The organism is Oligella sp. HMSC05A10, assembly GCF_001808335.1.
Classification (GTDB): domain Bacteria; phylum Pseudomonadota; class Gammaproteobacteria; order Burkholderiales; family Burkholderiaceae_B; genus Oligella; species Oligella urethralis.
Genome location: NZ_KV792954.1, coordinates 22092 through 47335, shown reverse-complemented (window position 1 = coordinate 47335; position 25244 = coordinate 22092). Strand labels below are relative to the sequence as shown.

At 46.7% G+C, this 25244-nt stretch carries 22 protein-coding genes, 3 tRNA genes and 1 pseudogene; 7 read left to right on the top strand and 19 right to left on the bottom strand.

Features of this window, described 5'->3' with window-relative positions:
* Positions 1-390: 390 nt before the first annotated feature.
* On the top strand, positions 391-1515 hold the full coding sequence (locus HMPREF3144_RS10245) for a Fic family protein (protein ID WP_070477764.1): 1125 nt from the start codon (positions 391-393) through the stop codon (positions 1513-1515).
* A gap of 194 nt (positions 1516-1709) precedes the next feature.
* Here the strand turns inward: HMPREF3144_RS10245 and HMPREF3144_RS10240 are convergent.
* The 5 genes from HMPREF3144_RS10240 to HMPREF3144_RS10220 all read right to left on the bottom strand — a co-directional run bounded on the left by HMPREF3144_RS10240 (position 1710) and on the right by HMPREF3144_RS10220 (position 4524).
* Positions 1710-1800 (bottom strand) — tRNA-Ser (locus HMPREF3144_RS10240).
* A 5-nt stretch (positions 1801-1805) separates the two neighbouring features.
* Positions 1806-1893, bottom strand: a tRNA-Leu gene (locus HMPREF3144_RS10235).
* A 151-nt stretch (positions 1894-2044) separates the two neighbouring features.
* Complete coding sequence (locus HMPREF3144_RS10230) at positions 2045-3214, bottom strand: vWA domain-containing protein (RefSeq protein ID WP_070477762.1); 1170 nt, start codon at positions 3212-3214, stop codon at positions 2045-2047.
* A 13-nt stretch (positions 3215-3227) separates the two neighbouring features.
* On the bottom strand, positions 3228-4073 hold the full coding sequence (locus HMPREF3144_RS10225) for an AAA family ATPase (RefSeq protein ID WP_018026453.1): 846 nt from the start codon (positions 4071-4073) through the stop codon (positions 3228-3230).
* 16 nt (positions 4074-4089) lie between these two features.
* The gene (locus HMPREF3144_RS10220) at positions 4090-4524 is read right to left on the bottom strand and encodes a DUF1841 family protein (protein ID WP_018026454.1); all 435 of its coding nucleotides are present in this window, start codon (positions 4522-4524) and stop codon (positions 4090-4092) included.
* A 237-nt stretch (positions 4525-4761) separates the two neighbouring features.
* Here HMPREF3144_RS10220 and icd point away from each other — a divergent pair, with 237 nt between their 5' ends.
* From icd to HMPREF3144_RS10200, 4 genes are all read left to right on the top strand, one after another.
* Entirely contained in the window at positions 4762-6018 is a 1257-nt protein-coding gene (gene icd / locus HMPREF3144_RS10215; RefSeq protein WP_070477760.1) for an NADP-dependent isocitrate dehydrogenase, read from the top strand.
* A gap of 222 nt (positions 6019-6240) precedes the next feature.
* Positions 6241-8049: a bifunctional isocitrate dehydrogenase kinase/phosphatase gene (gene aceK / locus HMPREF3144_RS10210; protein ID WP_070477758.1), complete on the top strand. Its 1809-nt coding sequence runs from the start codon at positions 6241-6243 to the stop codon at positions 8047-8049.
* Between the two features lie 108 nt (positions 8050-8157).
* A complete protein-coding gene (locus HMPREF3144_RS10205) occupies positions 8158-8691 on the top strand; it encodes a phosphatase PAP2 family protein (protein WP_048767613.1) in 534 nt (177 codons plus the stop codon).
* An 18-nt stretch (positions 8692-8709) separates the two neighbouring features.
* Positions 8710-9744, top strand: coding sequence for an MJ1255/VC2487 family glycosyltransferase (locus HMPREF3144_RS10200; RefSeq protein WP_070477756.1), 1035 nt, complete (start codon positions 8710-8712; stop codon positions 9742-9744).
* Positions 9745-9860: 116 nt separating this feature from the next.
* Here the strand turns inward: HMPREF3144_RS10200 and HMPREF3144_RS10195 are convergent.
* From HMPREF3144_RS10195 to rpsO, 3 genes are all read right to left on the bottom strand, one after another.
* Positions 9861-9937, bottom strand: a tRNA-Pro gene (locus tag HMPREF3144_RS10195).
* 138 nt (positions 9938-10075) lie between these two features.
* Positions 10076-12223, bottom strand: a complete 2148-nt coding sequence (pnp, locus tag HMPREF3144_RS10190; RefSeq protein WP_036560419.1) for a polyribonucleotide nucleotidyltransferase — start codon at positions 12221-12223, stop codon at positions 10076-10078.
* Positions 12224-12365: 142 nt separating this feature from the next.
* Positions 12366-12635 (bottom strand): 30S ribosomal protein S15, encoded by a 270-nt coding sequence (gene rpsO, locus HMPREF3144_RS10185; RefSeq protein WP_018026460.1) that lies wholly within the window; start codon positions 12633-12635, stop codon positions 12366-12368.
* Between the two features lie 560 nt (positions 12636-13195).
* On the opposite strand from rpsO, the gene HMPREF3144_RS10180 reads away from it, so the two are divergent.
* Positions 13196-13756, top strand: coding sequence for a hypothetical protein (locus HMPREF3144_RS10180; protein WP_036560427.1), 561 nt, complete (start codon positions 13196-13198; stop codon positions 13754-13756).
* Positions 13757-13816: 60 nt separating this feature from the next.
* Here HMPREF3144_RS10180 and pssA read toward each other — a convergent pair whose 3' ends face one another.
* Positions 13817-14686, bottom strand: a complete 870-nt coding sequence (gene pssA / locus HMPREF3144_RS10175; protein ID WP_141742774.1) for a CDP-diacylglycerol--serine O-phosphatidyltransferase — start codon at positions 14684-14686, stop codon at positions 13817-13819.
* Positions 14686-15354, bottom strand: coding sequence for a phosphatidylserine decarboxylase (locus HMPREF3144_RS10170; RefSeq protein ID WP_070477774.1), 669 nt, complete (start codon positions 15352-15354; stop codon positions 14686-14688). The genes pssA and HMPREF3144_RS10170 overlap by 1 nt, the downstream gene beginning before the upstream one ends.
* Before the next feature lie 300 nt (positions 15355-15654).
* Between HMPREF3144_RS10170 and HMPREF3144_RS10165 the strand changes: the two genes are divergently transcribed.
* Entirely contained in the window at positions 15655-16251 is a 597-nt protein-coding gene (locus HMPREF3144_RS10165; RefSeq protein WP_070477754.1) for a nitroreductase family protein, read from the top strand.
* Between the two features lie 141 nt (positions 16252-16392).
* On the opposite strand, the gene HMPREF3144_RS10160 is transcribed toward HMPREF3144_RS10165, so the two are convergent.
* The 9 genes and pseudogenes from HMPREF3144_RS10160 to ilvB all read right to left on the bottom strand — a co-directional run bounded on the left by HMPREF3144_RS10160 (position 16393) and on the right by ilvB (position 24930).
* A complete protein-coding gene (locus HMPREF3144_RS10160) occupies positions 16393-16575 on the bottom strand; it encodes a FeoB-associated Cys-rich membrane protein (protein ID WP_018026465.1) in 183 nt (60 codons plus the stop codon).
* 6 nt (positions 16576-16581) lie between these two features.
* Entirely contained in the window at positions 16582-17382 is an 801-nt protein-coding gene (locus HMPREF3144_RS10155; protein ID WP_018026466.1) for a DUF4198 domain-containing protein, read from the bottom strand.
* 18 nt (positions 17383-17400) lie between these two features.
* A complete protein-coding gene (locus HMPREF3144_RS10150; RefSeq protein WP_018026467.1) occupies positions 17401-17703 on the bottom strand; it encodes a hypothetical protein in 303 nt (100 codons plus the stop codon).
* A gap of 72 nt (positions 17704-17775) precedes the next feature.
* Positions 17776-20207: pseudogene (gene feoB, locus HMPREF3144_RS11965) on the bottom strand (ferrous iron transport protein B).
* A 56-nt stretch (positions 20208-20263) separates the two neighbouring features.
* Positions 20264-20527 (bottom strand): FeoA family protein, encoded by a 264-nt coding sequence (locus HMPREF3144_RS10140; protein WP_070477752.1) that lies wholly within the window; start codon positions 20525-20527, stop codon positions 20264-20266.
* A 302-nt stretch (positions 20528-20829) separates the two neighbouring features.
* Positions 20830-21657 (bottom strand): phosphonate metabolism protein PhnP, encoded by an 828-nt coding sequence (gene phnP, locus HMPREF3144_RS10135; protein ID WP_239660498.1) that lies wholly within the window; start codon positions 21655-21657, stop codon positions 20830-20832.
* The gene (gene ilvC / locus HMPREF3144_RS10130) at positions 21638-22654 is read right to left on the bottom strand and encodes a ketol-acid reductoisomerase (protein WP_018026471.1); all 1017 of its coding nucleotides are present in this window, start codon (positions 22652-22654) and stop codon (positions 21638-21640) included. The genes phnP and ilvC overlap by 20 nt, the downstream gene beginning before the upstream one ends.
* Positions 22655-22699: 45 nt before the next feature.
* On the bottom strand, positions 22700-23191 hold the full coding sequence (gene ilvN, locus HMPREF3144_RS10125; protein ID WP_018026472.1) for an acetolactate synthase small subunit: 492 nt from the start codon (positions 23189-23191) through the stop codon (positions 22700-22702).
* An 11-nt stretch (positions 23192-23202) separates the two neighbouring features.
* Complete coding sequence (gene ilvB, locus HMPREF3144_RS10120) at positions 23203-24930, bottom strand: biosynthetic-type acetolactate synthase large subunit (protein ID WP_018026473.1); 1728 nt, start codon at positions 24928-24930, stop codon at positions 23203-23205.
* Between the last annotated feature and the right edge of the window lie 314 nt (positions 24931-25244).

Genomic DNA, 25244 nt, shown 5'->3' with positions numbered 1-25244 from the left:
AGTAAATTTGGATTGGTGAAGTTTTGAGCAGGTAGTAATTAAATTAAATCGTCAATGCTTTTGACATCTGGGACGTTCGCCCGTGACGGTAGCCTTTTGTGGGGTGGTACTTCATCAATATCTTCCCCCCTCTGTCACACTAGTTGTCCGATCATTTAATTTTTACTTTTAATGCCTTTAGGGTGGCGGATAGGGTTTTATGTCCGGCGCACTGAACAGCAATTGCTTTGTGAACGGTTTATCAGTAAATACAGGACGCAAATTGTTTTGTGTCCTGTATGCCGAACACCAGTTATTTTGTGAACGGTTTACTCCAAACTTCCGAACACAAACCCACTTAATGTACACTGAGTCTTCAATAAAAACATCTTTTATAAACGCTATCAACTCATGTCTAAACACACATATATTCCTGATAACTTGCCTCTACCCCTAGAAAAACTCGAGTTAACAAGCTTAATTCGAGATATCAGTGACGCTAACTCTGCTCTCTCCACCTATGATGGAATTTTAAGGGCTATCCCCAACCCAAGGGTATTACTTTCTACCTTAATAGACCAAGAAGCTGATCTTTCATCAAGAATTGAAGGCACTCAGGCTTCATACAAAGATGTTCTTGATAAAGAGGCGGGGAAACTGCCTGCCACCACAAGACAAGAAAATGACATTCAAGAAATTATTAATTATAGAATGGCGATGATAACTGCCCAAGAGTATCTTGAGGAAGGCCGCAGACTGTCATTAAGCTTGATATTAGAATTGCACCAACAATTGCTGACTAGTGTCCGAGGACAAGACAAATCGCCTGGTGAATTCAGAAAAGAACAAAATTGGATTGGCACCGAAGGCTCAACCATAGAAAATGCTATTTTTGTTCCTCCTAGCCCAATCGTTTTATCTACAGCTCTTGAAAACTGGGAACAATACATATCCTATGACGAAGTCGATCCGATAGTTCAGGCTGCCATTCTACACGCTCAATTTGAGCTTATTCACCCATTTAAAGATGGTAACGGCAGAATAGGACGTCTTCTTATTCCCCTAACTTTATATAAAAAAAATAGATTCAACACGCCAAAATTTTATTTATCAGAAGTTTTGGAATCTAAAAGAGGCGAATATTATGAGAGATTAAACAATATATCTTCTCATCGAGATTGGAATGGTTGGATTAAATTTTTTCTACAAGCAGTCAACTCCCAAGCCAAATCAAATATCATCAAGGTAGAAGCAATACTCGAGCTTCATAATGAAATGAAAAAAGAAATTGTAGCGGCCACCAACTCCCCTTACAGTTCAGCCTTAACCGATTTTATATTCATTAGACCCATTTTTAATTCCGGCCATGTCCAAAGTTATATTACTGAACAGCATGGTAGTAGCGTTGGCAGAACGACTATTCATACAAACCTAAATAAACTTATCGATGCTAAAATTCTTCGTATAACCAGAAAGGGTAGCGGCTCAGCGCCTAGTATCTATTCATTTGATCAGTTATTAAAGATTATTAAATAGAATGGGGTAGGTTCATAAAGTAATCACTATAGGCGCATTATGGGAATTATCTAGCTCCTTTCATACTATATTCCCATTCGATACATTCTTTTTAGTTAAGAAAGTAGCCGATCTACGAAGCCCATTAATAATTATTTAATACTTAAACCAATAACAAAAAAGCCCTTGAACATCAAGGGCTTATTATATAATACTGGCGGAAGCTGTGAGATTCGAACTCACGGAGGGCTATTAACCCTCGCCGGTTTTCAAGACCGGTGCATTCAACCACTCTGCCAAGCTTCCAGTCTTGGTGCACTCGGCCGGAATCGAACCGGCACGGACGCAATGTCCGAGAGATTTTAAGTCTCTTGTGTCTACCTATTTCACCACGAGTGCTTGTGTAATGTATTAGGTTAAGAGCATAACTATAGCAAGTGAACGCAGGCTTGTCCAGTGGTTTGATGCGTTAGACCTTTTTTGTTGCAAAAATATGACTTTTTAAGGCTAAACATGCGCAAATAGCGCTCATCACCGCATTAGCTCAACGCTATTTAGCTAATAAGCGCATGGCTTCATCAATCGCCGAGATGCTTAAGCCATACATCCTACCACCGAGTAGCTCATAGATCAGTCGGGTTGAGTGATAGTACTGCCAATGTGACTGCGGATTAGGATTAAACCAGATGGACTTGGGCCAGTGCTCGACTGCGCGCTTTAGCCAAACCCCACCAGCTTCCTTATTGTAGTGCTCCACCGAACCGCCCGGATGGATAATTTCATAGGGACTCATCGCCGCATCACCTACAAAGATCAGGCGCCAATCCTCATTCATGCTGCGCAGTAAATCCCACGTACTTTTGTACACGCGGCGTCCTGCTTCATAGCGCCACACCCGTTCATATAGGCAATTATGAAAATAATACGCCTCAAAATGCTTAAACTCACTGCGTGCCGCAGAAAAGAGCTCCTCCACAATGGCGATATGATCATCCATACTGCCACCCGAATCGAGTAGCATTAAGACTTTAACCGTATTATGACGTGCTGGCACCATTTGCAAATCTAAATGACCAGCGTTTTTAGCAGTACCACGAATGGTGCCCTCCAGATCCAACTCCTCGACCGCCCCCTCGCGCCCAAAGCGTCGCAAACGGCGCAAGGCCATTTTAAAATTTCGGGTGCCGAGCTCCTGCTGACTATCGTACTCACGGAAATGGCGCTCTTCCCAGACCTTGACTGCCGTGCGATGACCAGCAGAGGGACCACCGATGCGAATCCCCTCAGGATGGTAGCCGCTATGACCAAAGGGCGAGGTGCCACCGGTACCAATCCATTTGCTACCACCCGCATGACGCTCCTTTTGCTCTGCCAATCGCTCCTTAAAGAGCTCCATCAGCTTTTCCCAGCCATGCTTTTCAATGGCAGCTTTTTGCTCCTCGCTTAAGTGCTTTTTAAACTCTGCCAACAACCAATGCTCAGGGATTTCTTTAAACTGCTCCATCACAGGTTCTGCTTTGCTAACAAAGGCAGCAAAGGCCTGATCATAGCGGTCAAAATGACTTTCATCCTTGACCATGGTCATGCGAGCGGTACGATAAAAATCATCCAAGGTGGGCGCCATCAGCGGGCGCCGTAACAAATCAATCAAGGTCAAGAGCTCATTGATTGACACAGGAATACCGTATTGCCGCAGCAGATAAAAGAAATTGATTAACATCGCCTTGCCTGTCCTAGCGTCGTCCCTGCCCTGTTGCCATGGCCACTAAGCGCTCGATTAAGGACAAATCCTGCTCGTTTTTAATCAATGCGCCCGCCAAGGGCAGATTGCCATTTTCCACGCTTTGTGGATTGATATTTGAGGCACTCAACAAGGCCAACCAATCCAAAAACTCGGAGGTTGAGGGCTTTTTCTTTAAACCGGGCATCTCACGCAATTCAAAGAAACGCTGCATGGCGCTATTAAGGATATCCTGATCGACATTGGGATAATGCACAGCCACAATCTGGCGCAAGGTTTCGCTATCTGGGAACTCAATATAGTGGAAAAAACAGCGGCGTAAAAAGGCATCTGGTAAATCCTTTTCATTATTCGAGGTGATAATCACCAACGGCCGGTGCTTCGCCCGAATCGTACGTGCTGTCTCGTAGACATGGAATTCCATCTGATCTAGCTCGCGTAATAAATCATTGGGAAACTCAATATCCGCCTTATCAATTTCATCAATGAGCACCACCGCCGGCGTCTCAGATTCAAAGGCCTGCCACAACACCCCGGGACGGATATAGTTGGCGATATCCTTGACACGCTCATCCCCTAGCTGAGAGTCACGTAGGCGCGATACCGCATCATACTCATATAGTCCCTGCTGTGCTTTGGTGGTCGATTTAATATGCCATTGCAACAATGGTCGTTGCAAAAACGCTGCTACCTCCTCGGCTAACATAGTTTTACCGGTGCCAGGCTCCCCCTTAATCAATAGTGGACGCTCAAGACTCAATGCGGCATTAACCGCCAAACGCAAATCATCGGTCGCAATATAGCGCTCAGTGCTTTCAAAAGATTGATTTAACTTCATGCCCATGTTCTAATCCCTAATGTGTATTAACTCGCTGCTTTAACAGCTCAATATATAATTGCTGATCAAGCGGGCCACGATTACGCTGTGCCTGCCAAATCACCTGACCCAAACACTCCATCATCTCATGATGCGCTGCATGCTCGTCCAACTTAGCGCTCAGCTGCTCGAAAACCTCACGAATGCCATGCGGGTTATCAATGGATATCTGCTCTTCAAGCGCAATGTGCATTGACAGATGTAAAAAGGGATTGGTCTGCCCCTCGGCCACGCTAAAGTCCTTATTGCGGGCCTCAGGATTATCCAACATCGCATGGTACTCAGGATGCTTCATAATCCAGCCCAATGCTATTTTCTCCATCGCACTTAGCGCTGCTTTATGTTGATACTTTTGCCAAGTCTGAATAAAAAAATCTCTGACCTGCTCACGCGTGGGATTAAAAATTGCCATATAACTATTTATTACAGTTCGTGAAAAATAAGAGTAATTTCAATGATAATAAGGTACACTAATCGAGTCTTATATAAGACTAGGTAGTAAGCAGTATATATTAGTCATCTCAAGTCTTATACAGTGTAAGCAAAGTTTTTAAAATCTCTGCTGTTACTGAGAGTTGAGTGTTAATTGTCTTTTATATTAACCTTTATTTTACTAGTCTATTCATTGCAACCAGTTCTGGAGAAAAGCATGTCTTACCAACACATCAAAGTGCCGGCAAACGGCGAAAAAATTACAGTCAATGCGGACAATAGCTTAAACGTTCCTAATAACCCGATTATCCCTTATATCGAGGGTGATGGTATCGGTGTTGATGTTAGCCCAGTGATGATCAAAGTGATCGATGCAGCGGTTGAAAAGTCCTACGGTGGCGAGCGTAAAATTCACTGGATGGAAGTTTATGCGGGTGAGAAATCAACCCAGGTCTATGGTCCTGACGTTTGGTTACCTGAGGAGACACTGGATGCGGTAAAAGAGTATGTGGTTTCTATCAAAGGTCCTCTAACCACACCCGTTGGTGGCGGTATCCGCTCACTTAACGTGGCCTTACGCCAAAAGCTAGACCTTTACCTCTGCTTACGTCCTATCCAATACTTTGAGGGCGTGCCTTCACCGGTTAAAGAGCCTGAAAAAACCAATATGGTTATTTTCCGTGAAAACTCAGAGGATATTTACGCCGGTATTGAGTTTGAAGCCCAATCTGATAACGCTAAAAAACTAATCAAGTTCCTCCAAGAGGAGTTAGGCGTGAAGCAAATCCGCTTCCCTGAGACTTCCGGTATTGGTATTAAGCCTGTTTCTGAAGAAGGTACCAAGCGCTTAGTACGCCAAGCCATTCAGTACGCAATTAATAACGACCGCGACAGCGTGACCCTCGTTCACAAGGGTAACATCATGAAGTTTACTGAGGGTAGCTTCCGTGACTGGGGTTATGAATTAGCTCGTGAGGAGTTCGGTGCTGAGTTGATCGACGGTGGCCCATGGTGCTCCTTCAAAAACCCTAAAACTGGCAAGGAAATCGTCATCAAGGATAATATCGCTGACGCCTTCTTACAGCAGATCTTATTACGCCCTGAGGAGTACTCCGTTATCGCTACACTAAACCTTAACGGTGACTACATCTCTGACGCCTTAGCAGCACAGGTTGGTGGTATCGGTATCGCACCAGGCGCTAACTTATCTGATACGGTTGCTATGTTTGAGGCGACTCACGGTACTGCTCCTAAGTACGCCGGTAAGGATATGGTTAACCCAGGTTCTGTCATCCTTTCTGCTGAGATGATGCTACGTCACATGGGTTGGACCGAAGCTGCTGACCTCGTTATCAAAGCCATGGGTGATGCTATCAAGTCTAAGCACGTGACCTATGACTTTGCTCGTGCCTTAGAGGGTTCTACTCAGGTGAGTTGCTCTCAGTTCGGTCAGGTGATGATCGACCATATGTAATCACTGCGGCTACCTAGGTAGCTGAGCATATTCACATACAACCGAGTTAAAGGCAAATTGCATTTAACTCGGTTTTTTTATGGCAAATGTAAAGCTCAGGCGCCATTTTGTGCAGTGCAGTAGAGATAAGTACCTATGGTGTTTACTAGCCTAATCTCCTACCATTGTATAGATGACTAATTTACCTTTTACGCATTTTTAAGTGCGAAGTTTTTACGATTTATGGCTAGCAATACCTTACCCGAACAATGTAAAGCCGATCCGGAGCTACTCGATGTAGCCCAAGCGATTGCCGAGACGATTTTACGTGGCTTTAATAAGCACTACCGCATTTTCCGTTCTTTCTCCGCCCATGCCAAGGAGGCTTTCGAAAACCGAGATTGGCAGCAGATCCAACGACTGGTGGCCGATCGTATTCAGGTATATGATGAACGGGTCAGTGAAGCCATTAGCGAGCTACGCCAACACTACCACGAGGTGATCCAGCATGAGGAGACCTGGCGTCTGACAAAAACGGCGTATATCGCACTCTTAGTGGACCATTATCAACCCGAATTAGCAGAGACCTTTTTTAACTCCGTCTCCACTAAGCTACTGGATAAGGCCTACTACCGCAATCAGTTTATTTTTGTCAAACCGGCGGCAGCCACCGAGTATCTAGAGTCCGATCGTGGCACCTTTAAGTCCTTTTATCCGGTCGATCGCGATTTACACGCTTGTTTTTCCAAGGTACTCGACTTCTATGATTGGCAGGTGCCCTTTGCCGATCAAGCGCGCGATGTGGAGAGGATTTATCAGGCACTCCTTGACTATCTAGGTGAGGGCTATCTTCTTAATGAGCTCAATCTACATATACAGGTACTGCAATCACCCTTTTATCGTAATAAATGCGGCTACATCATGGGCCAAGTGATTAACGGTCACGCCCGTCACCCTTTTGCCATAGCCATCATGCACAATGCTAAGGGCGAGTTGGAGGTGGATGCAGCGCTCTTTAATCCGCAGCATATTTCCGTGCTCTTCTCCTTTGCACGGGCCTATTTTCTCGTATCAATGGATGTGCCCTCAGGCTACGTCAACTTTCTATTGCAATTGATGCCAATGCGTAATAAGGCCGATATGTACGCCATGCTAGGATTGCACAAACAGAGTAAGAATATTTTCTGGCGTGATTTTTTACAACATCTGCATTACTCTGAGGATCAGTTTATTCTTGCCCCCGGTATTAAAGGCTTGGTCATGACGGTCTTTACCTTACCATCATTCCCCTTTGTCTTTAAGGTGATAAAGGATAAGTTCGGCCCGAATAAGGACTTCGACCAGGATTATGTACGTGCTAAGTATCTTTTAGTCAAAAAGCATGACCGCGTGGGGCGCATGGCGGATACGCTAGAATACTCCAATGTCGCCTTACCACGTCATCGTTGTAGCGAGGAAATGATTCAGGAGCTACGCGAACTTGCGCCGTCTCAATTAGAAGAAACTGAGCACTTTATTGTGGTACGTCATTGCTATGTGGAGCGTCGTCTAAAGCCGCTTAATATGTATTTATTAAATGCCACCGATGAGGAAAAAGAGCGCGTCATCATCGACTATGGCAATGCCTTAAAAGAGCTTGCTTCGGCTAATATCTTCCCCGGTGATATGCTCTTTAAGAACTTCGGCCTAACCCGTTTTGGTCGCGTGATTTTCTATGACTACGATGAAATCGAATATATGACCGACTGCCATTTCCGCGATATCCCGCCTGCCCCCTATCCGGAACTGGAAATGTCGGGTGAGGTCTGGTATCCGGTGGACAAATACGATGTGTTCCCCGAGGAGTTTGGCGCCTTTTTATTAGGCGATCCAGTGGTGCGCAAAACCTTTATGCAGCATCATAGTGAGCTCTTAACCTCGGCTTTCTGGCAAGGCAAGAAGGAGCGTATCCAAAACGGTCAGATGGATGACTTCTACCCCTACCCCGAGGAGGTGCGCTTTAGAAATGGCGATGACGGTAAAACCAAGTACCACGGCCAGGTTGAGGACTAAAGGAGCGCAGGCGCACTGAGCGATATTAGCTGTCATAAAGCTGTCATTACAGACTGTTACTATTATCTTGATAACTAGGGAATCGTCTGTAAATGACAGGAGTCTTCCATGAAAGCAAGTACGCTCGCGCGCTTAGGTGCAACTGATACACGCTTATTTTTCCGCTTATCAGCTTATAACCGCAAAAAGTATATTGCGATCTTAAGTCAACTCCTCTCGACACTTGGTAATGGCCCATTGTATGCCATACTCGGGATGGCCATGTGGATTTGGGCCGGTCCTGAAGGTAAGCAGCTGTTCTATGCAGGCGTACTAGCTTATAGCTTTGAATTACCGATTTACTATGTGCTTAAAAATAGCATTAAGCGTGACCGCCCCTGCTACAAAATCGTTGATGTGGTCAGTCTAGTCACCCCGTCGGATAAATTCAGTTTCCCTTCCGGGCATACGGCGGCAGCCTTTGTCTTTGCGACGACTATTGTGGCTTTATACCCCTTCTTAGCCGTGCCAGCCTATGCATTTGCTACCTTGGTAGGGCTATCGCGTGTGATTTTAGGCGTCCACTACCCAGGTGATATTGTGGCTGGTATGGTCTTAGGTTTAGCTAGCGCTTGGTCCGCCTTAACCATCATGGCGATTTAATTTGATTGAGTTTTATTAGTGCGAATTCTTTATGGTGTACAAGGCACGGGCAATGGTCATATCACCCGCGCCCGTGTGATGTTACCGGCGCTACAAGCAGCCGGTTGCAAAGTAGATTTTGTGTTTAGTGGTCGCCCAGCCAATGCCTATTTTGATATGGCCATGTTTGGTGATTACCGAGCCTTTCAGGGCTTTTCATTTTATACCAAGCAGGGTGCCGTCAATTGGTTTAAAACCATCAGTGATGCCCGTCCGCTACGCTTTATAAAGGATGTCAGCGCCTTAAATGTCAAGGACTATGATTTGGTGTTGACGGACTTTGAACCGGTTAGCGCATGGGCCGCCAAGCTACGTGGCGTACCTGCCATCGGCCTAGCCCATCAATACGCTTTATGTCATGCCATTCCCGGCACGGAAAAATCACCGCTACTGGCTCAAGCACTCAAAAGCTTTGCCCCAGCTAAGCACTATATCGGTGTGCATTGGGCGCCCTATGATGCGCCTATCGTACCTCCGCTGATTGCCATGAACCATGAGCAAGCCACGCGTGAAGAAGACTTTATCCTGGTGTACCTGCCCTTTGAGGATACGGCACAGGTGATTCAGTGGTTGCAACAAATCCCTGAACAGCGCTTTATCGTCTATCGCCAAGGTGACACCACGGTGCAAGACAAAAATATCCTAGTCAAACCCCTAAGTCGCGAACACTTTCCGCAGGATCTCGCCGCCTGCGCCGGGGTGATTTGTAATACTGGATTCGGTCTTTGCAGCGAAGCCATGGTACTAGGAAAAAAAATATATACCAAGGCCTTAGCCAAGCAAGTCGAGCAGTTTTCTAATGGCAAAATTTTAGAAGATTTAAATCGGGCTGTTGTATTTACTGAGTTTGAGACCACCGCCTTACGCCAATGGCTCATGCAAGCTAATCCACCACGGGCCGTGTTTCCACCGGTGGCTGAGGAAGTAGCAGCATGGATAGTCTCGCAGAACTACGAGGATTGGCAGGGTTTAGTGACGCGCTTGTGGGCTAGGGCTGAACAGGTGGCGCTGTAGTACTCAGCCTAAGGGACGTCACACGCCACCATAGCACATTATTTTAGACAACAAAAAAGCCGTCAATCACAATGGATTACGGCTAATTGCTACCACTACTATCTACTGATAAATAGTGGTCGGGACAGTAGGATTCGAACCTACGACCCTCTGGTCCCAAACCAGATGCGCTACCAGACTGCGCTATGCCCCGACTGGCTAAGCAATAAATTATACAGGGTTTTGAGATTAATGCAAGTAGATGACAAGTAAAAAATCAAATTTGTTAGTTAAAACCCACAATCATAAGAAATTTGTGGGTTTTAACACACGCCGCTACTTGCCGCCTCACTTACTCTGCTGCAGGCGTATCAACCTCACCCAGTAGGTTTTCTTCGTTTTCAATCCCGCCTAAGGCCTTCACCGATAAACGGATACGACCGCGATCATCCGCTTCGATCACCTTAACGCGTAGCTTCTGACCCACTTTAAGTACCTCATTAATATCATTAATGCGGTAATTAGCGATTTCAGAAATATGCAGTAAACCATCGCGACCCGGTAGGATTTGTACAATCGCACCAAAATCTAGCATGCGCTGCACCGTACCCTCATACACCTGATTTACCTCAACCTCAGCGGTAATCTCAAGAATACGACGCTCTGCCTCTTTTGCCTTATCTAAATCGGCACTAGAAATTGTCACTAGACCGTCATCACTGATATCGATTTGGCTACCTGTTTCCTCGGTTAGCGCGCGAATCGTCGCACCACCCTTACCAATCACATCACGGATTTTTTCAGGGTTGATTTTAACCGTCAACATACGTGGCGCAAAGCTGGAAAGCTCGCTACGCGAACCGGAAATCGCTTCTTCCATCTTACCCAAGATATGCATACGACCCTCTTTGGCCTGAGCCAACGCAGCCTGCATAATTTCTTTGGTAATGCCTTGGATCTTAATATCCATCTGTAAGGCAGTAATACCCGCTTTGGTACCTGCGACTTTAAAGTCCATATCGCCTAAGTGATCCTCATCACCCAGAATATCAGTCAACACGGCGAATTTATTATCCTCTTTGATAAGACCCATCGCCACGCCTGCGACGTGATCCTGCACCGGTACGCCCGCATCCATCAAGGCCAAGCTACCGCCACATACGGAAGCCATTGAGGAAGAACCGTTAGACTCCGTAATCTCAGACACCAAACGAATGGTGTACTGGAAATCATCGTGCTTAGGCAAGGTGGCAACTAAGGCACGCTTTGCCAAACGACCATGACCGATTTCGCGACGCTTAGGCGAACCTACGCGACCGGTTTCACCGGTAGAAAACGGTGGGAAGTTGTAATGCAACATGAAGCGTTCACGTCCCTCACCCATCACCGAATCAATGATTTGCTCATCCTGCTTGGTCCCAAGGGTCGCCACCACGATAGCCTGTGTTTCACCGCGCGTAAATAAAACGCTACCATGGGTCCGAGGCAACACACCTAAACGAATCGAAATAGGACGGACGGTGCGGGTATCACGGCCGTCAATACGCGGCTCACCGTTAAGGATTTGACTACGCACAATCTCAGACTCTAGCGAGAAAAGAATATTTTCAACCTCAACCGCGTCAAGCTCTTCGCCTTTGTCAGCGGCAGCAGCGGCTAACTGCTCCTGCACCGCTGTATGGATTTGCTTGATTTGCGTACTACGCGCTTGCTTTTCACGCACTTTATAAGCCGCCTGAAGACCCTCTTGTGCTGCCGCTTTAATTTGAGCTACTAGGGCTTCATTTTTAGGGGCTGGCTGCCAATCCCAAGCAGGCTTACCTGCTTTTTCTACTAGCTCATTAATCGCATTGATCGCGGCTTGCATTTGCTCATGACCAAACACCACACCGCCTAGCATCACCTCTTCGGATAGCTGCTTAGCCTCGGACTCAACCATCAACACCGCAGCTTCTGTACCCGCTACCACTAAATCCATCTGCGATTTTTCTAATTGGCTAGGGCTCGGATTCAGCACGTAATTGCCATCAATATAACCCACACGTGCCGCGCCGATAGGACCATCAAATGGAATACCAGCAATCGCTACCGCCGCTGAACTTGCAATCATGGCAATAATATCGGGATCAATCTCCGGATCCACCGATAACACATGCACAATCACTTGCACTTCATTATAAAAACCCTCAGGGAATAAGGGACGCAAAGGACGGTCAATTAAACGAGAAGTAAGGGTTTCCTTTTCGGAAGGCTTAGCTTCACGCTTAAAGAAACCGCCGGGAATCATACCGGCGGCGTAGGCCTTTTCAATATAGTCCACGGTCAGTGGGAAAAAATCCTGGCCTGGCTTAGCATCCTTAGCGGCAACCACGGTCGCTAACACAACTGTATCGCCCATCGAAGCTAACACAGCACCCGTCGCCTGACGCGCAATCTCGCCGGTTTCTAGGGTAACAGTATGCTCACCATACTGAAAAGACTGAGTAAATTTATTAAACATGTGGATTCCTTAATCTACAATTTTGTCCGAAATCTCAAGCGATACCACGGTTCTATAACGCTTGTCGGACTAACAATAAAAAGCCGTGCAGCAGAAACCATCTGTGCACGGCTATGAATCTCTACTTCTAAAGACCCGTCAATTACTTACGTAAGCCTAATTTAACAATTAAATCACGGTAAGCGTTAGCGTTAGTTCTTTTTAAGTAGTCTAGTAACTTACGACGACGGCTAACCATACGTAATAAACCGCGACGTGAGTGGTGATCCTTGGCGTGCTCCTTGAAGTGAGAACCTAACTCGTTAATACGAGCGGTAAGCAAAGCGATCTGTACTTCAGGTGAACCGGTATCGCCCTCTTTGCGAGCGAATTCTGAAACAATTTTTGCTTTATCAATATCTGCAACTGACATACTATATATCCTTAAAACATGCGTTGACACGGATAGAGCGCCAACGTGAACATAATCAATTAAACCCTAACTTTTGACTTCCTCCCCTCCCTAAAGGGATGGGATTCCTACAACTAGACGGTCAAGCCCGACCGCAAATCTTAGAGGTGGCTACCGCCTTGCAATTCACACCTTGCATCTAAGATTCTTATTTCAAACTAACCCTACCGTTAAGATTGTCTGTTGACACGAGCTAGTTTGAGAGTGTGTGTGGAATACCATCTACTAGCCAAAACACTGCGTACTCGCAATTTATACTATACTTGTCTTAGCTGTTTTTTGTAGATGGTTTGAATTAACAACTGATTGATTGTAGCAACTTTATCGCCTTATATCCACCCCTTGAAGTGGGTGGTTTTACGGCGACTGATGATAAAGCTCGCATGCTAGTCGCGCCGATCATCTGCTAAACTAAAGCTAGCCAGTCGCTACCTAACTGTCACTAATTTATAAGTTAATCGCTAATTATACTCCCTTTTACCATTTAAGTTGTGTTTAAAATCACCACTTGAGAGAAAATAATGCAATCTGTGATAAATAAGCCGCAAAAAGCCCAACCGCGTGCCCTCCATGCCCTTTATCGACCCGCATTTTTGCTTGCCTTAGCCGGCGTGCTTAGTGCTTGCGCCAGCTATCGTGATGTGCCGGCAAATGCTCCACTACCTGAGGCTTTGAGCATTATGGGACAAGCTACTCATCAGTGCGAGCGTGCCGATGGCGGTCAACGTTTGCTTTGGTCACAACAGCCTAACGGGCAATATGTGTACGGTGCTGATGTCAATGCTGAGGGCTATTTAATCGGTTCTGTTTATTCGGTACTCACTTCACAAAACTTTAAAAAGCTAGACCGTGGTCAGTGGTCTGCCCAAGCGGTACTATGCGAATTCGGTCCACCAGCGGAAATCGAGACCCTTGGCTTAGGCGAAAAGCGTGAGCAGATTTGGAGCTATCGCTACAAGGAGGTTAACCACTGGAATAAGCTGCTGCATATTTATATGGGCAAAGATGGTCAGCAGATGACGCATTGGCATACCGGACCGGATCCCCGCTTTGATCGCGATTGCTTCTTTGTCGAATGCTAATAGCACCACGCCCGCGACCATTTATGGTACCGCGGGCGTTTTTATAATTTTATGAGTTAACTACTCGGTCTTTCTCAAGCTGCGTAAGCGCCTAGCCTTGCGCCAGCGTAGCAGCATAATCACCCAACCTGATAGGGTATAGGATAAAAAGACAACGGTGATGACCAATGGTGCATTAAGCATCAACAAGGCAAATAACAACACCAACAGCGTCATCAATAGCGCCGGTGATTTTTTCTCCATAAAGAGACCTGATTTGCCACTAAAAAACGGCGCATTGGAAATCATGGTCAAGCCTGCATACACCGTGATCACAAAAGCAACCCACGCATGCGGATCCGAGATGGGTAAGCGATTATCCACCGACAACCAGACAAAACCGGCGGTTAAGGCCGCCGCCGCAGGACTCGGTAAACCCTGAAAGTAACGACTATCAACAATATTAATATTGCTGTTAAAACGCGCTAAACGCAGAGCAGCACCGGCCACATACACAAAGGCAGCTAACCAACCCCAACGACCCAAATCATTTAGGGTGTAGGTATACATCACCAAAGCTGGGGCCATGCCGAAAGACACCATATCGGCCATGGAATCATACTGCTCACCAAAGGATGATTGGGTTTTGGTTAAACGTGCAATACGACCATCCATCCCATCCATCACCATGGCGGCAAAAATCGCTAAGGCAGCCCATTCAAAGCGATGATTCATGGCTTGCATCACCGCAAAAAAGCCAGCAAATAAATTAGCCGTGGTGATCGCATTCGGCAATAAATAAATACCTCGCTTAGGCACCGGCTTTGCATTAATCAATAAGGGCTCTGCACCATCGTCCTGACTGAGCGTCTCAGGACTAGCTAAGTCCTCATTGGCCTGTGAAACCCCTGTCTCTGCAGCCTCAGCGCTCGCTCGTTGATCCTCTGTCATCATGACTCCAATTCGGCTAATACCGTCGTTGTATGCGAAACCCTATCACCGATAGCGACAAGTGGCTTAGCCTGCAAGGGTAAATACACGTCCACGCGCGAACCAAAACGAATAAAGCCGTAACGATCCGCTGCCTGCAGCGCCTGCCCCTCCGTCACATAACATAAAATGCGTCGTGCCACTAAACCGGCCACTTGCACCGAAGTGACTAACTGCCCATCGGCGCGCTCAATCACAATGGCATTACGCTCATTTTCTACCGAAGCCTTATCCAAATCAGCATTAACAAATTTCCCCGGATGGTACTCGACCTTATGAATCCGTCCACTGACCGGCATCTGATTGGAATGCACATTAAACACATTCATAAACACACTGATTTTAAGTGCTCGACGATCGGCATAAGGATCGTGCACTTCCTCAACAGCCACAATACGACCGTCAGCTGGAGACAGCACCAAGCTATCGCCGGACGGTGCCTGACGACTCGGATCTCTAAAAAACTGGATAACAAATATCGCCACTAGGGCCAATGCTAAACCTAGCCAGCTATTAATAAAAGCTGCAATAATCGTTAGAATCAATGCGAGGGCAATAAAAGGCCAACCCTCTCTTGCGAGTAACGGGCGCTTTTTTGCTTGATTCTTTTGTTGTAACTGATTGCTCACCAAGGTACCTATACAAGTAAATTTAATCAATTAATTCATCACCCTCCATGGTAACATGCAGACGCCCTTGGGTAGTCGCTAAGCCACCTTGAACCACATGCTTTTTTTCAATACGGCTAAGATTAAGATTGGCTATCAACTCATTTAGATGAATTGATTAGACCGCCTTGCAGCAATCAAGTAATATATGACTAGTCAGTAAATTTTTTACAGGCGCACATGAGCGTCTAGTTATTAGTTATTATCACCACCTCCCCTGAAGCAGTCGAGGTCGTCAGCCATTCTAATGTTGGAGAAACAATGAAATTACATGATTTAGCTAAAAAGCGTCGTTCTATTTATCACCTTGGCAAAGACATCGACCATTCTCATGCCGAGCTTTACGAACTCATAAAAAAAATTGTTAGTGAGAGCCCTTCCTCTTTTAACTCACAAAGTTCTCGTGTGGTGGTGCTGTTTGGGGATGAACATGAGGCCTTATGGGATATGACACGTGAGACATTGCGTGAAATCGTGCCAGCGGATAGTTTTGAAGCCACCAATGCAAAAATGGATGCCTTTAAAGCTGCGCGTGGTACCGTATTATTTTATGAAGATCAGGAGCCGATTAAGGCATTGCAAGAGCAGTTCCCACTCTATGCGGACAAGTTCCCAATTTGGTCTGAGCATTCGACCGCCATCGCTCAATATGCCGTATGGATGGCGCTTGCCGAGCACGATATCGGCGCTTCTCTACAGCACTATAACCCCCTCATCGATGCCGCCGTCGCTGAGCGCTGGGATATTCCTAGCAACTGGGTGTTAACAGCACAAATGCCTTTTGGTAGCATCGAGACGCCTGCAGCGGCTAAAGACTATATGGATGAGGCCGATCGTTTCCGTGCCTTTGGATTATAAGTTAAAGCCCTCACAGCGCTAAAGCAACATCGTCCCGAGCAAATTAGCACCCACGCTTAATTGCTCGGGATTTTTCTTGCTAACAGCGCCTATAGTAAAAGCGCTGTGTTAACTATTAAAGTAGCCCTGCGCTATGCGGACTTATTTGCTCTGATCCACTTCTGGCAATCGTTGCTTTTTCATCATGGCTTGCTTTTGGTGCTGAGCAGCAGCGCAACCCTTAGATGAAGCGCAACCGCTGCAACCCTTTTTCTTAACGAGCTTATGATAGATATACCAGCTAGCAAGCGCAAACACGGCGCCAATAATAATTAAATCCATCATCTTAATTTACTCTTGTGTCATGGCTTTAGCCTGAACCCAAATCACCGCATCTTGGCTTAGTTCCTTGCCTTCATAGCTGTCATCAGGACCTACGCCCAGGGCGGCAAAACCCCACCAACCCGCTTTAGGAATGGCAAAATTAAAGACGCCCTGACTATCGGCTTTGAGCACAAGGGTCACAAAGCTATCTTGTGGTGCTTTATATTTTAGGGGGCCGGTTTTGTTTGCCTTCACATCCACATCCGTATTGAGGTATTCCACTTCAATCTCAGCAAATGGCACTGGCTTACCCTCGCTCATCACCACACCGCTAAAGCTACCATGCTCCCACACGGCATAAGGCTTGGTTAATGGCACAATTTCAGCCTTCAGACCTAATTCACTATCCCAATCGGTGGGCATACCGGCCACATTGACGATGAGCTTGGTGATTTGCTGAATGTATGCGTCCTCGTTTTCTTCAAAATAAGGCGCCGGGGTTAAGACAAACATGTGATCGCCCATGGAACGTGCTTTGTAATCTAATTCAAAGGCTTGGCCTTTATTCTCATTACCCGTCCACTCAATGGATTTAAGCTCAGCTAGCAGATCCTTTTGCCTTTCTTTGTGAACCACATAAAAAGACGCTGGCTTTTTCATATCCATGGTGTGTGAATCTTCAAATGGGTGAGCAAACACAAGCTTCATGGGAATGGTTTGACCCTGATTTAAAGCAGACTCCGGTGTGTAAAGCATTTGAAAATGCGCATTGGCCGAGCCCATACCTAAGGCAAACATCAAAGCACTTAAGGTGAAAAATTTCTTCATAAATAATCCTCGCTTCGCTTAATTAATCTCACTGCCATTTAGCTGGATACGATGACCATCACCAGCATCAAACACGGCTTTATACTCACCCTCGGGTTTTTTAAAGTTGACACTATTCAACTCATCAAAAGTCAGGCTGTGAATTTTTTGGCCATCTTGCTCAACGTAGAAATTCACACCACTGGCGCTACTACCGTCACTAAAACCACCCTCGCATGTAATGGTGCCATCGCCCTCATCAAAGCAAGACATTAAGGCAGTATGGGCAAAGGCACTGGGCGCCAAGGCTAAACATAATGCGATCATTAAGAATTTTTTCATCAGAACACCTTTAAGATTAGTTAAAACAAACAGGAATCAAATGCTACTTGCACACTACGCTCCCTAACACCATTAGCGATAGTGATAGCTCGCCTGCCCACCACTCGTTTCAGGCAAAACAGCGGAACCCCTAAAAAACCCTAAAACTAAGGTAATGGCCACCACCGTGAAATAGAAATACACCATGGTATGCAGCCCATCCCAGGCAAAATGCGTTGCTAAGGTAAAGAAAGCAGAAGCAAATAACAAACCGAGACCAAAAGGCAGCGCAATCGCCAACAGCATCAATTTGTAGGACTGCACATTAAGCTTTAGTACCACCATCGAGGCAATGCAGGGCGGCGTAAAAATCATAAAGATCAACATCGCCACTGCATGCAGTGCGGTATAACCCGTTTCTGCACTAGCGAAAGCTTCTTCAGGACGATCACCCTGACCTTGCTCATACATCGAACCAATGGTGGCTACGGCACTTTCACGTGCAGCAAAAGAGCTTAAGAACGCCACGTTAATACGCCAGTCAAAGCCCGCCCATTGTGTCGCCGGTTCAATAAAGCGACTGACGCTACCGAGTAAGGAATTCTCAATACGCTCGTTTTTAATTTCGTTTTGTAATAACTGCGACTTTTGTGCTAATTGACGCAAGGCCCGATTAACGGCACGCTCATCGTTATTAGTAGGTTTCACAAATCTAAACAACTCAGGGTATGTTTGTTCAAAGCGTGTATCCAGCGCTTTTACCCTATCCGCTGAACTGGCCGCCACCATCCGCTCGGAACGGTATTGATTGTGTAAATTCACCAGTTGATAAATCGTTTCCTTACTGTGCAACGATTCAGCATAAGGTGAGTTTTGTACACTCGCTTTAAAGTCCTCAACCATGGTTGTAGCACGTTGCTCAAACGCAGCTTTAGTCGCTGCTGGTACCCCCGGAAATTGCAATAGCACAAAAAGTACGACAGCCACCGCCATCACAATGGTGCCGACCTTATAGATGTACATCCACACGCGCTGCACCGCACGCAATAAGACGCCCTTAACCGTTGGCAAATGATAAGGTGGCAACTCCATCATAAAGGGCTTGCTGGCGCGATTTTTAAGCACCGTCATGGTCAATACTCTGGCCACGCTGAGTGCAATAAAGAAAGTCACTGTAGAAATAAAAAACATCATCAATGACATGGATGAGGCAAAAAACGCCCCCAACAATAAGGTATAAAACGGCACTTTGGCTAAGCAGTTCATGTAGGGAACAGTCATGATGGTGGCAATGCGCGCCCGTTCATCAGCAATTCCTTTGGTGGCCATAATACCGGGCACGGCACAGCCGCCGACAAAGGCTCCACCTAACACCAACGGCAAGGTCGATTGACCATGTAGACCATAGCGATTAAATACGCGGTCCAAGACAAAGGCGATTCTAGGCATATAGCCCGTATCCTCTAGAATCGCAATAATAGAAAATAAAATCAGGAAGATGGGCACATAGTTCAAAAGCGCTAAGGCACTATTCACCAACCACACCACAAACTCGGCAATGAGTGGCACCTCAATCAACTGTGGCGCAGGTAATAAGCTCACAATAAAGTTCTTCGCTTTTGCTAAATAGGGCCAGGTATAATTGGTCAGCTCATAGCCTTTCACAATCGACAGCTCGTAGGTACCATATACCACCAAAGCCAAAACGACAAAAGACAAGTAACGATTTAGCACGACCTTATCGATCAGGGCAGTGAGTGAGGTTGATGACTTCGCTGGCAGGCGCACAATGTTGTGACATAAGGCACTGGCTGCAGCATGACGGGTAGCGGCAATACTGGATACCGCATCAAGCTCAGGGTGCTGTTGCGCTAAACCTTGTTTCACAGTTGCAATCGCTTCAGCCAAGGCCGGGGCAATGGCTAGCAGCTTGGCTTGTACGACGGCATTACCCTCTAAGAGTTTAAGCGCAAACCACCGTGGGGCAATGCTCGCCTCGATTTCTGAGGCAATACGCTGTGCCAGTGTATCAATGGCTACCTCTAACTCTGGATAAAATAATTGGTACGCTTGGGGTGGCGACTGCGCCAGTGACTGCGCTTCAGAAATGTCACTAATCGCCGCTAGAATTTCCTCTCTACCAATCTGCTTTGACGCCACCGCCTCAATCACCGGCACCTTAAACTCCGCCGCCAAGGCATCAATATCTATCTGCATGCCCCGACGCTTAGCCACGTCCATCATGTTGAGTACTACAATCACGGGCTTGCCAATTTCGAGTAACTGATAGCTCAGATATAGACTACGCTGAATACTCGACGCATCAACCACATTGATAATGATGTCAGGATCTTCATCAACGATATAGCCAATAGCCGCCTGCTCTTCAGCAGAGAAGGCGCTAAAGGAATAGGTGCCCGGGAGGTCGACCAACTCAATGGTCTGCCCTGCATGGCGCAGTACCGTGCTTTTTTCTCAACCGTCACACCGGGGTAATTAGCCACATACTGCTTGACCCCACTCATCATGGTAAAAATAGTCGATTTACCGCAATTAGGCTGACCCGCAATGGCTACTTTAATCATGGTGCTACTCGTCTAACCTCTAACATCTTTGCCTCTTGACGACGCATGGATACGTAGCATCCAAGCACCTGCACTTGAATTGGATCAAGTAATGGTGCGGAGCGTACCTTCTCAATCTCAACGCCTGGAATAAAGCCCATATCTAGGAATTTTTGCTGTAAAGCACCCTCGCCACGTACATGTGCAATCACTGCTTTTACATTGCACGGCAACTCGTCTAGGCTGAGAGTTGCCTCATCTACTGAGTGATTTTCTGACATCATCACAAGCTTAAAATCTGATTTGAAATGAAAAACTAACTTAGCTAATCGCTTAATTTAGTTAACTATTTAATACTAATGAGAATCATTGTCAATATCATTTGCAGAAAGGATTGATCAAGCTCAAATAGAGCATCACTTTCTGTATGCCGTGTCTTTGTACAACAACATGCGCAAGCACAAGGGTGGTCACTGTGAATGAACCACAGGCATAAGTGATGATGTAAAAAAGGAATTGACGCTATGCTAATGCCAGAGCTTAAAAAGTGCGGAGGGAGCACATAGGCTATTTGCTAGAAAAGCTACGCGACACTTAAATCAAAACACATCCCATCTTGAGCAAGTTGCACACCGGTCGGTAATTGCTCGGGATGCCGGATCAAATACGTCTCTAAGCTATGATCGATATGGGTTAAGTAAAAAGCCTTTGCTGGTATTTGGGGCACCAAGGCCAAGGCCTCATGTAGATGATGATGCCCTTTCGCCTTCACACCGGGCGGGTAGGTACAATCTACAAGTACATAGTCCACTGCCTTGGCACGCAATAAAGCTAGCACTTCCGGTGACAAGCCTTTGGTATCGGTTAAATAGGCAATGGCTTTGCCTTTAGATACCTCAATTAAATAGCCTAAGGTTGGTCTCGAATGCTCTAGGGGCAAGGCCGTGACAGTGACGCTGCCCGTGTCATTATCCACTAGGGTCAGGCACTGAAAAGGCGCTAAGGTATGGGAAAAATCAAGGATGCCGGGGTGTTTATACAGATCAGCAAAGCCGACCGCATCATCCGGCCCATAGACTGGTAGCGACATACCCTCACCCCAACGCAGACTTAACAAGCCTTGCGCATGATCGGCATGATAATGGGTTTGAAATATCGCTGTGAGACGTGGTGCTTCCACCTCATCGGCTGCCGGCATGGGAAAACGCTCCCGTAAATCCATCAGCCCGCTATCAAATAAATAAACGTCCCGACCGATTTGCAACATGGCACTGGCGGGACGTCTAATCAAACGACTATCTGCCCTTGCTCGCTCACAAGCGAGGCAGCGACAGTTGTAAACCGGTAGCTGCGAAGCGCTACCGGTTCCTAAGACAGTAAAGCGCACCGGCTTAGTTTTTGCTTTGGTCAACTAGTTTATTCGCTGCAATCCAAGGCATCATGGCACGCAATTCAGCGCCGACTTTCTCGATTTGAGACTCTGCGTTAATACGACGACGAGAGGTTAAGGTAGGCGCACCGGCTGCGTGTTCAAGAATAAAGCTCTTAGCATACTCACCGGTCTGAATGTCATGTAAGCACTCGCGCATTGCTTGCTTAGTTGCTTCAGTCACAACACGAGGACCTGTCACATACTCACCGTACTCAGCGTTATTCGAGATAGAGTAGTTCATATTGGCAATACCGCCCTCGTAGATTAAATCAACGATAAGCTTTAACTCATGCAAGCACTCGAAGTACGCCATTTCAGGTGCATAACCCGCTTCAACTAGGGTCTCGAAACCGGCCTTGATTAACTCAACGGCACCACCGCAAAGTACGGCCTGCTCACCGAATAAGTCAGTTTCAGTCTCTTCACGGAAGCTCGTTTCAATAATACCGGCACGACCACCGCCGTTAGCGCTCGCGTATGAAAGCGCAACATCACGGGCAGCGCCAGATACGTCTTGGTAAACAGCCACTAAATGAGGTACACCACCACCATTTTGGTAGGTATTACGCACTGTGTGACCTGGTGCCTTAGGCGCAACCATGATCACGTCGATATCATCACGCGGCACGACCTGACCGTAGTGAACGTTAAAACCATGAGCAAAGGCTAAGGCAGCGCCAGCCTTCATATTGGCCTCAACCTGGTTTTTGTAAACCTCGGCAATGTTTTCATCCGGCAATAAAATCATCACAACGTCAGCGTCTTTAACCGCATCAGCCACTTCAGCAACTTTTAAGCCAGCGTTTTCAGCCTTTTTCCAAGACGCACCGTTTTTACGTAAACCAACGGTCACATTCACACCGGATTCGTGTAAGTTAAGCGCATGCGCATGACCCTGAGAACCGTAACCGATGATCGCTACTTGCTTGCCCTTGATTAGGGATAAATCACAATCTTTGTCGTAAAAAACTTTCATAACTTCCTCTATAAAATTAATCTATTACTGCGTTATTTTTAAAAATTAAACTTTTAAAATACGATTACCGCGCCCTACGCCAGTCACTCCGCTCCGCACGGCCTCTAAAATCATCCCTGGCTCTACTGCCTCGATAAAGGCATCAATTTTTTCCTGCACACCGGTGACTTCAATGGTCATGGTCTTGTCGGTGACATCAACGATACGACCGCGGAAGATATCGCTAAGGCGTGTAGCCTCTTCACGCTCCTTGCCTACAGCGCGTACCTTAATCAACATCAACTCGCGTTCTACCATCGGTGCTTCGGTCAAATCAACCACCTTGACCACATCCACCAAGCGATTTAAATGCTTCGTAATTTGCTCAATCACATCATCCGAACCGTTGGTCATAATGGTCATACGTGACAAGCTGAGGTCCTCAGTGGGCGCTACGGTGAGCGTCTCAATATTGTAGCCGCGAGCAGAGAACAAGCCGACCACACGAGATAAGGCACCGGGTTCGTTTTCCAATAAAATCGAAATAACGTGTTTCATTTGCCCTTCCCCTATACATCAATGCCGTCGATTAGCATTTCAGTTAAGCCCTTACCGGCTTTAACCATCGGCCAAACGTTAGTTTCACGGTCAGTCATAAAATCAAGGAACACTAAACGATCCTTGTGTGCACCGAAAAAGGCCTCACGCAAGGCCGGCTCCACATCCGCCACCTTGGTCACTTGAATCCCCACATGACCATAGCTCTCTGCTAACTTCACAAAGTCGGGCAATGAATCCATATAGGACTCGGAATAGCGTGACTCATAATCAAGCTCTTGCCACTGCCTGACCATACCGAGATAACGGTTATTTAAACAAATGATTTTCGGGGTAAAACCGTACTGCTTACACGTGGCGAGCTCCTGAATATTCATCTGAATCGAGCCTTCACCGGTAATGCAAGCAAACATCCCGTCAGGATTTGCCATTTGCGCACCCATGGCATAAGGTAAGCCCACGCCCATCGTACCCAAGCCGCCAGAATTTAACCAACGACGCGGCTTTTCAAAGCCATAGTACTGCGCAGCAAACATCTGGTGCTGCCCTACATCAGAAGTAACAAAGGCCTCGCCACCAGTCACTTCCCATAGCTTTTCAACCACAAATTGAGGCTTAATCACATCATCTGACTGTGTATAAGCTAAGCACTTACGCTCACGCCACTCATTAATCTGCTGCCACCAAGCCTCAATATTTTTAGCTGGCTTGTCTGGATTATCTCGCAATGCGCGGAGCTGAGCGTTCATCTCCTGCAGCACGTCTTTGACATTACCCACAATTGGCAAGTCCGCACGTACACGCTTAGAAATTGAAGATGGATCCACGTCAATATGAATCACCTTACGTGGCACCTGACCAAAATGCTTAGGATTGGCAACCACGCGGTCATCAAAACGCGCACCCACACAAATCAGCACATCGCTGTTTTGCATGGACATATTGGCCTCATAGGTACCATGCATCCCCGGCATCCCGACATAATTAGGATGACTCGCATTAAGACCGCCTAAGGCCATAAGGGTAGTGGTGCAGGGTGCTCCTAATAAATCAACAAACTCTCGCAGCTCCTCGGCCGCATTGGATAAAATCACCCCACCGCCGGCATACACCATCGGTCGAGAGGCAGCGCGCAATGCGGTAATGGCCTTTTTAATTTGCCCCTGATGCCCCTTAACCACTGGATTGTACGAGCGCATTCTCACCTCCCCCTTGGGTGGTGCATAGCGACACGTATCAACGGTAATATCCTTGGGAATATCCACCAATACCGGACCGGGACGACCGGTCGAAGCAATATGGAAGGCCTTACGCATGGTGTCGGCCAAATCTTTGACATCACGTACTAGGAAATTATGCTTTACGCAGGGACGCGTGATCCCCACGGCATCACACTCTTGGAAGGCGTCTTCACCAATCATTTTAGTGCCGACCTGACCACTGATAACCACCATCGGAATCGAGTCCATGTATGCGGTCGCCAGGCCGGTCACGGCATTTGTCAGCCCGGGACCACTGGTCACCAGGGCTACACCAACTTTATGAGACGATCGGGAATAAGCATCGGCAGCATGAATTGCGGCTTGCTCATGACGCACTAGAATGTGCTGAAAATCTTCTTGACTGAAAATAGCGTCATAGATGTATAGTACTGCGCCGCCCGGATAACCGAAGATGTGCTTAACACCCTGTTCGGCCAGACAACGAACTACTATCTCTGCGCCCGTTAATTGTTCCATTTTTATGATCCTTTCATAACCAGTACGTTACCCTACTGAACTTGTGGTGCTTGACGTAGTCAACTAGCCGCCGCAGCGCTTCAACCCTCACAGAGGATATCCACCCACAACAGATAATTGGCTCGAACAAGACCTTCAGCGGCTTGTACATCGCATTAAAAATATGCAAAAAAGTCAGAAACGGAGTCTGCGCATTCGCTTGTGGCGAGAAACGACAGATTTTTCTAAACTTAGGGCTATATAGCTCGATGACTTGGTGTGTAACTAGTCAACTATACTCAATGGGTAATTGAATATCTTCTGTCTATAAGTCC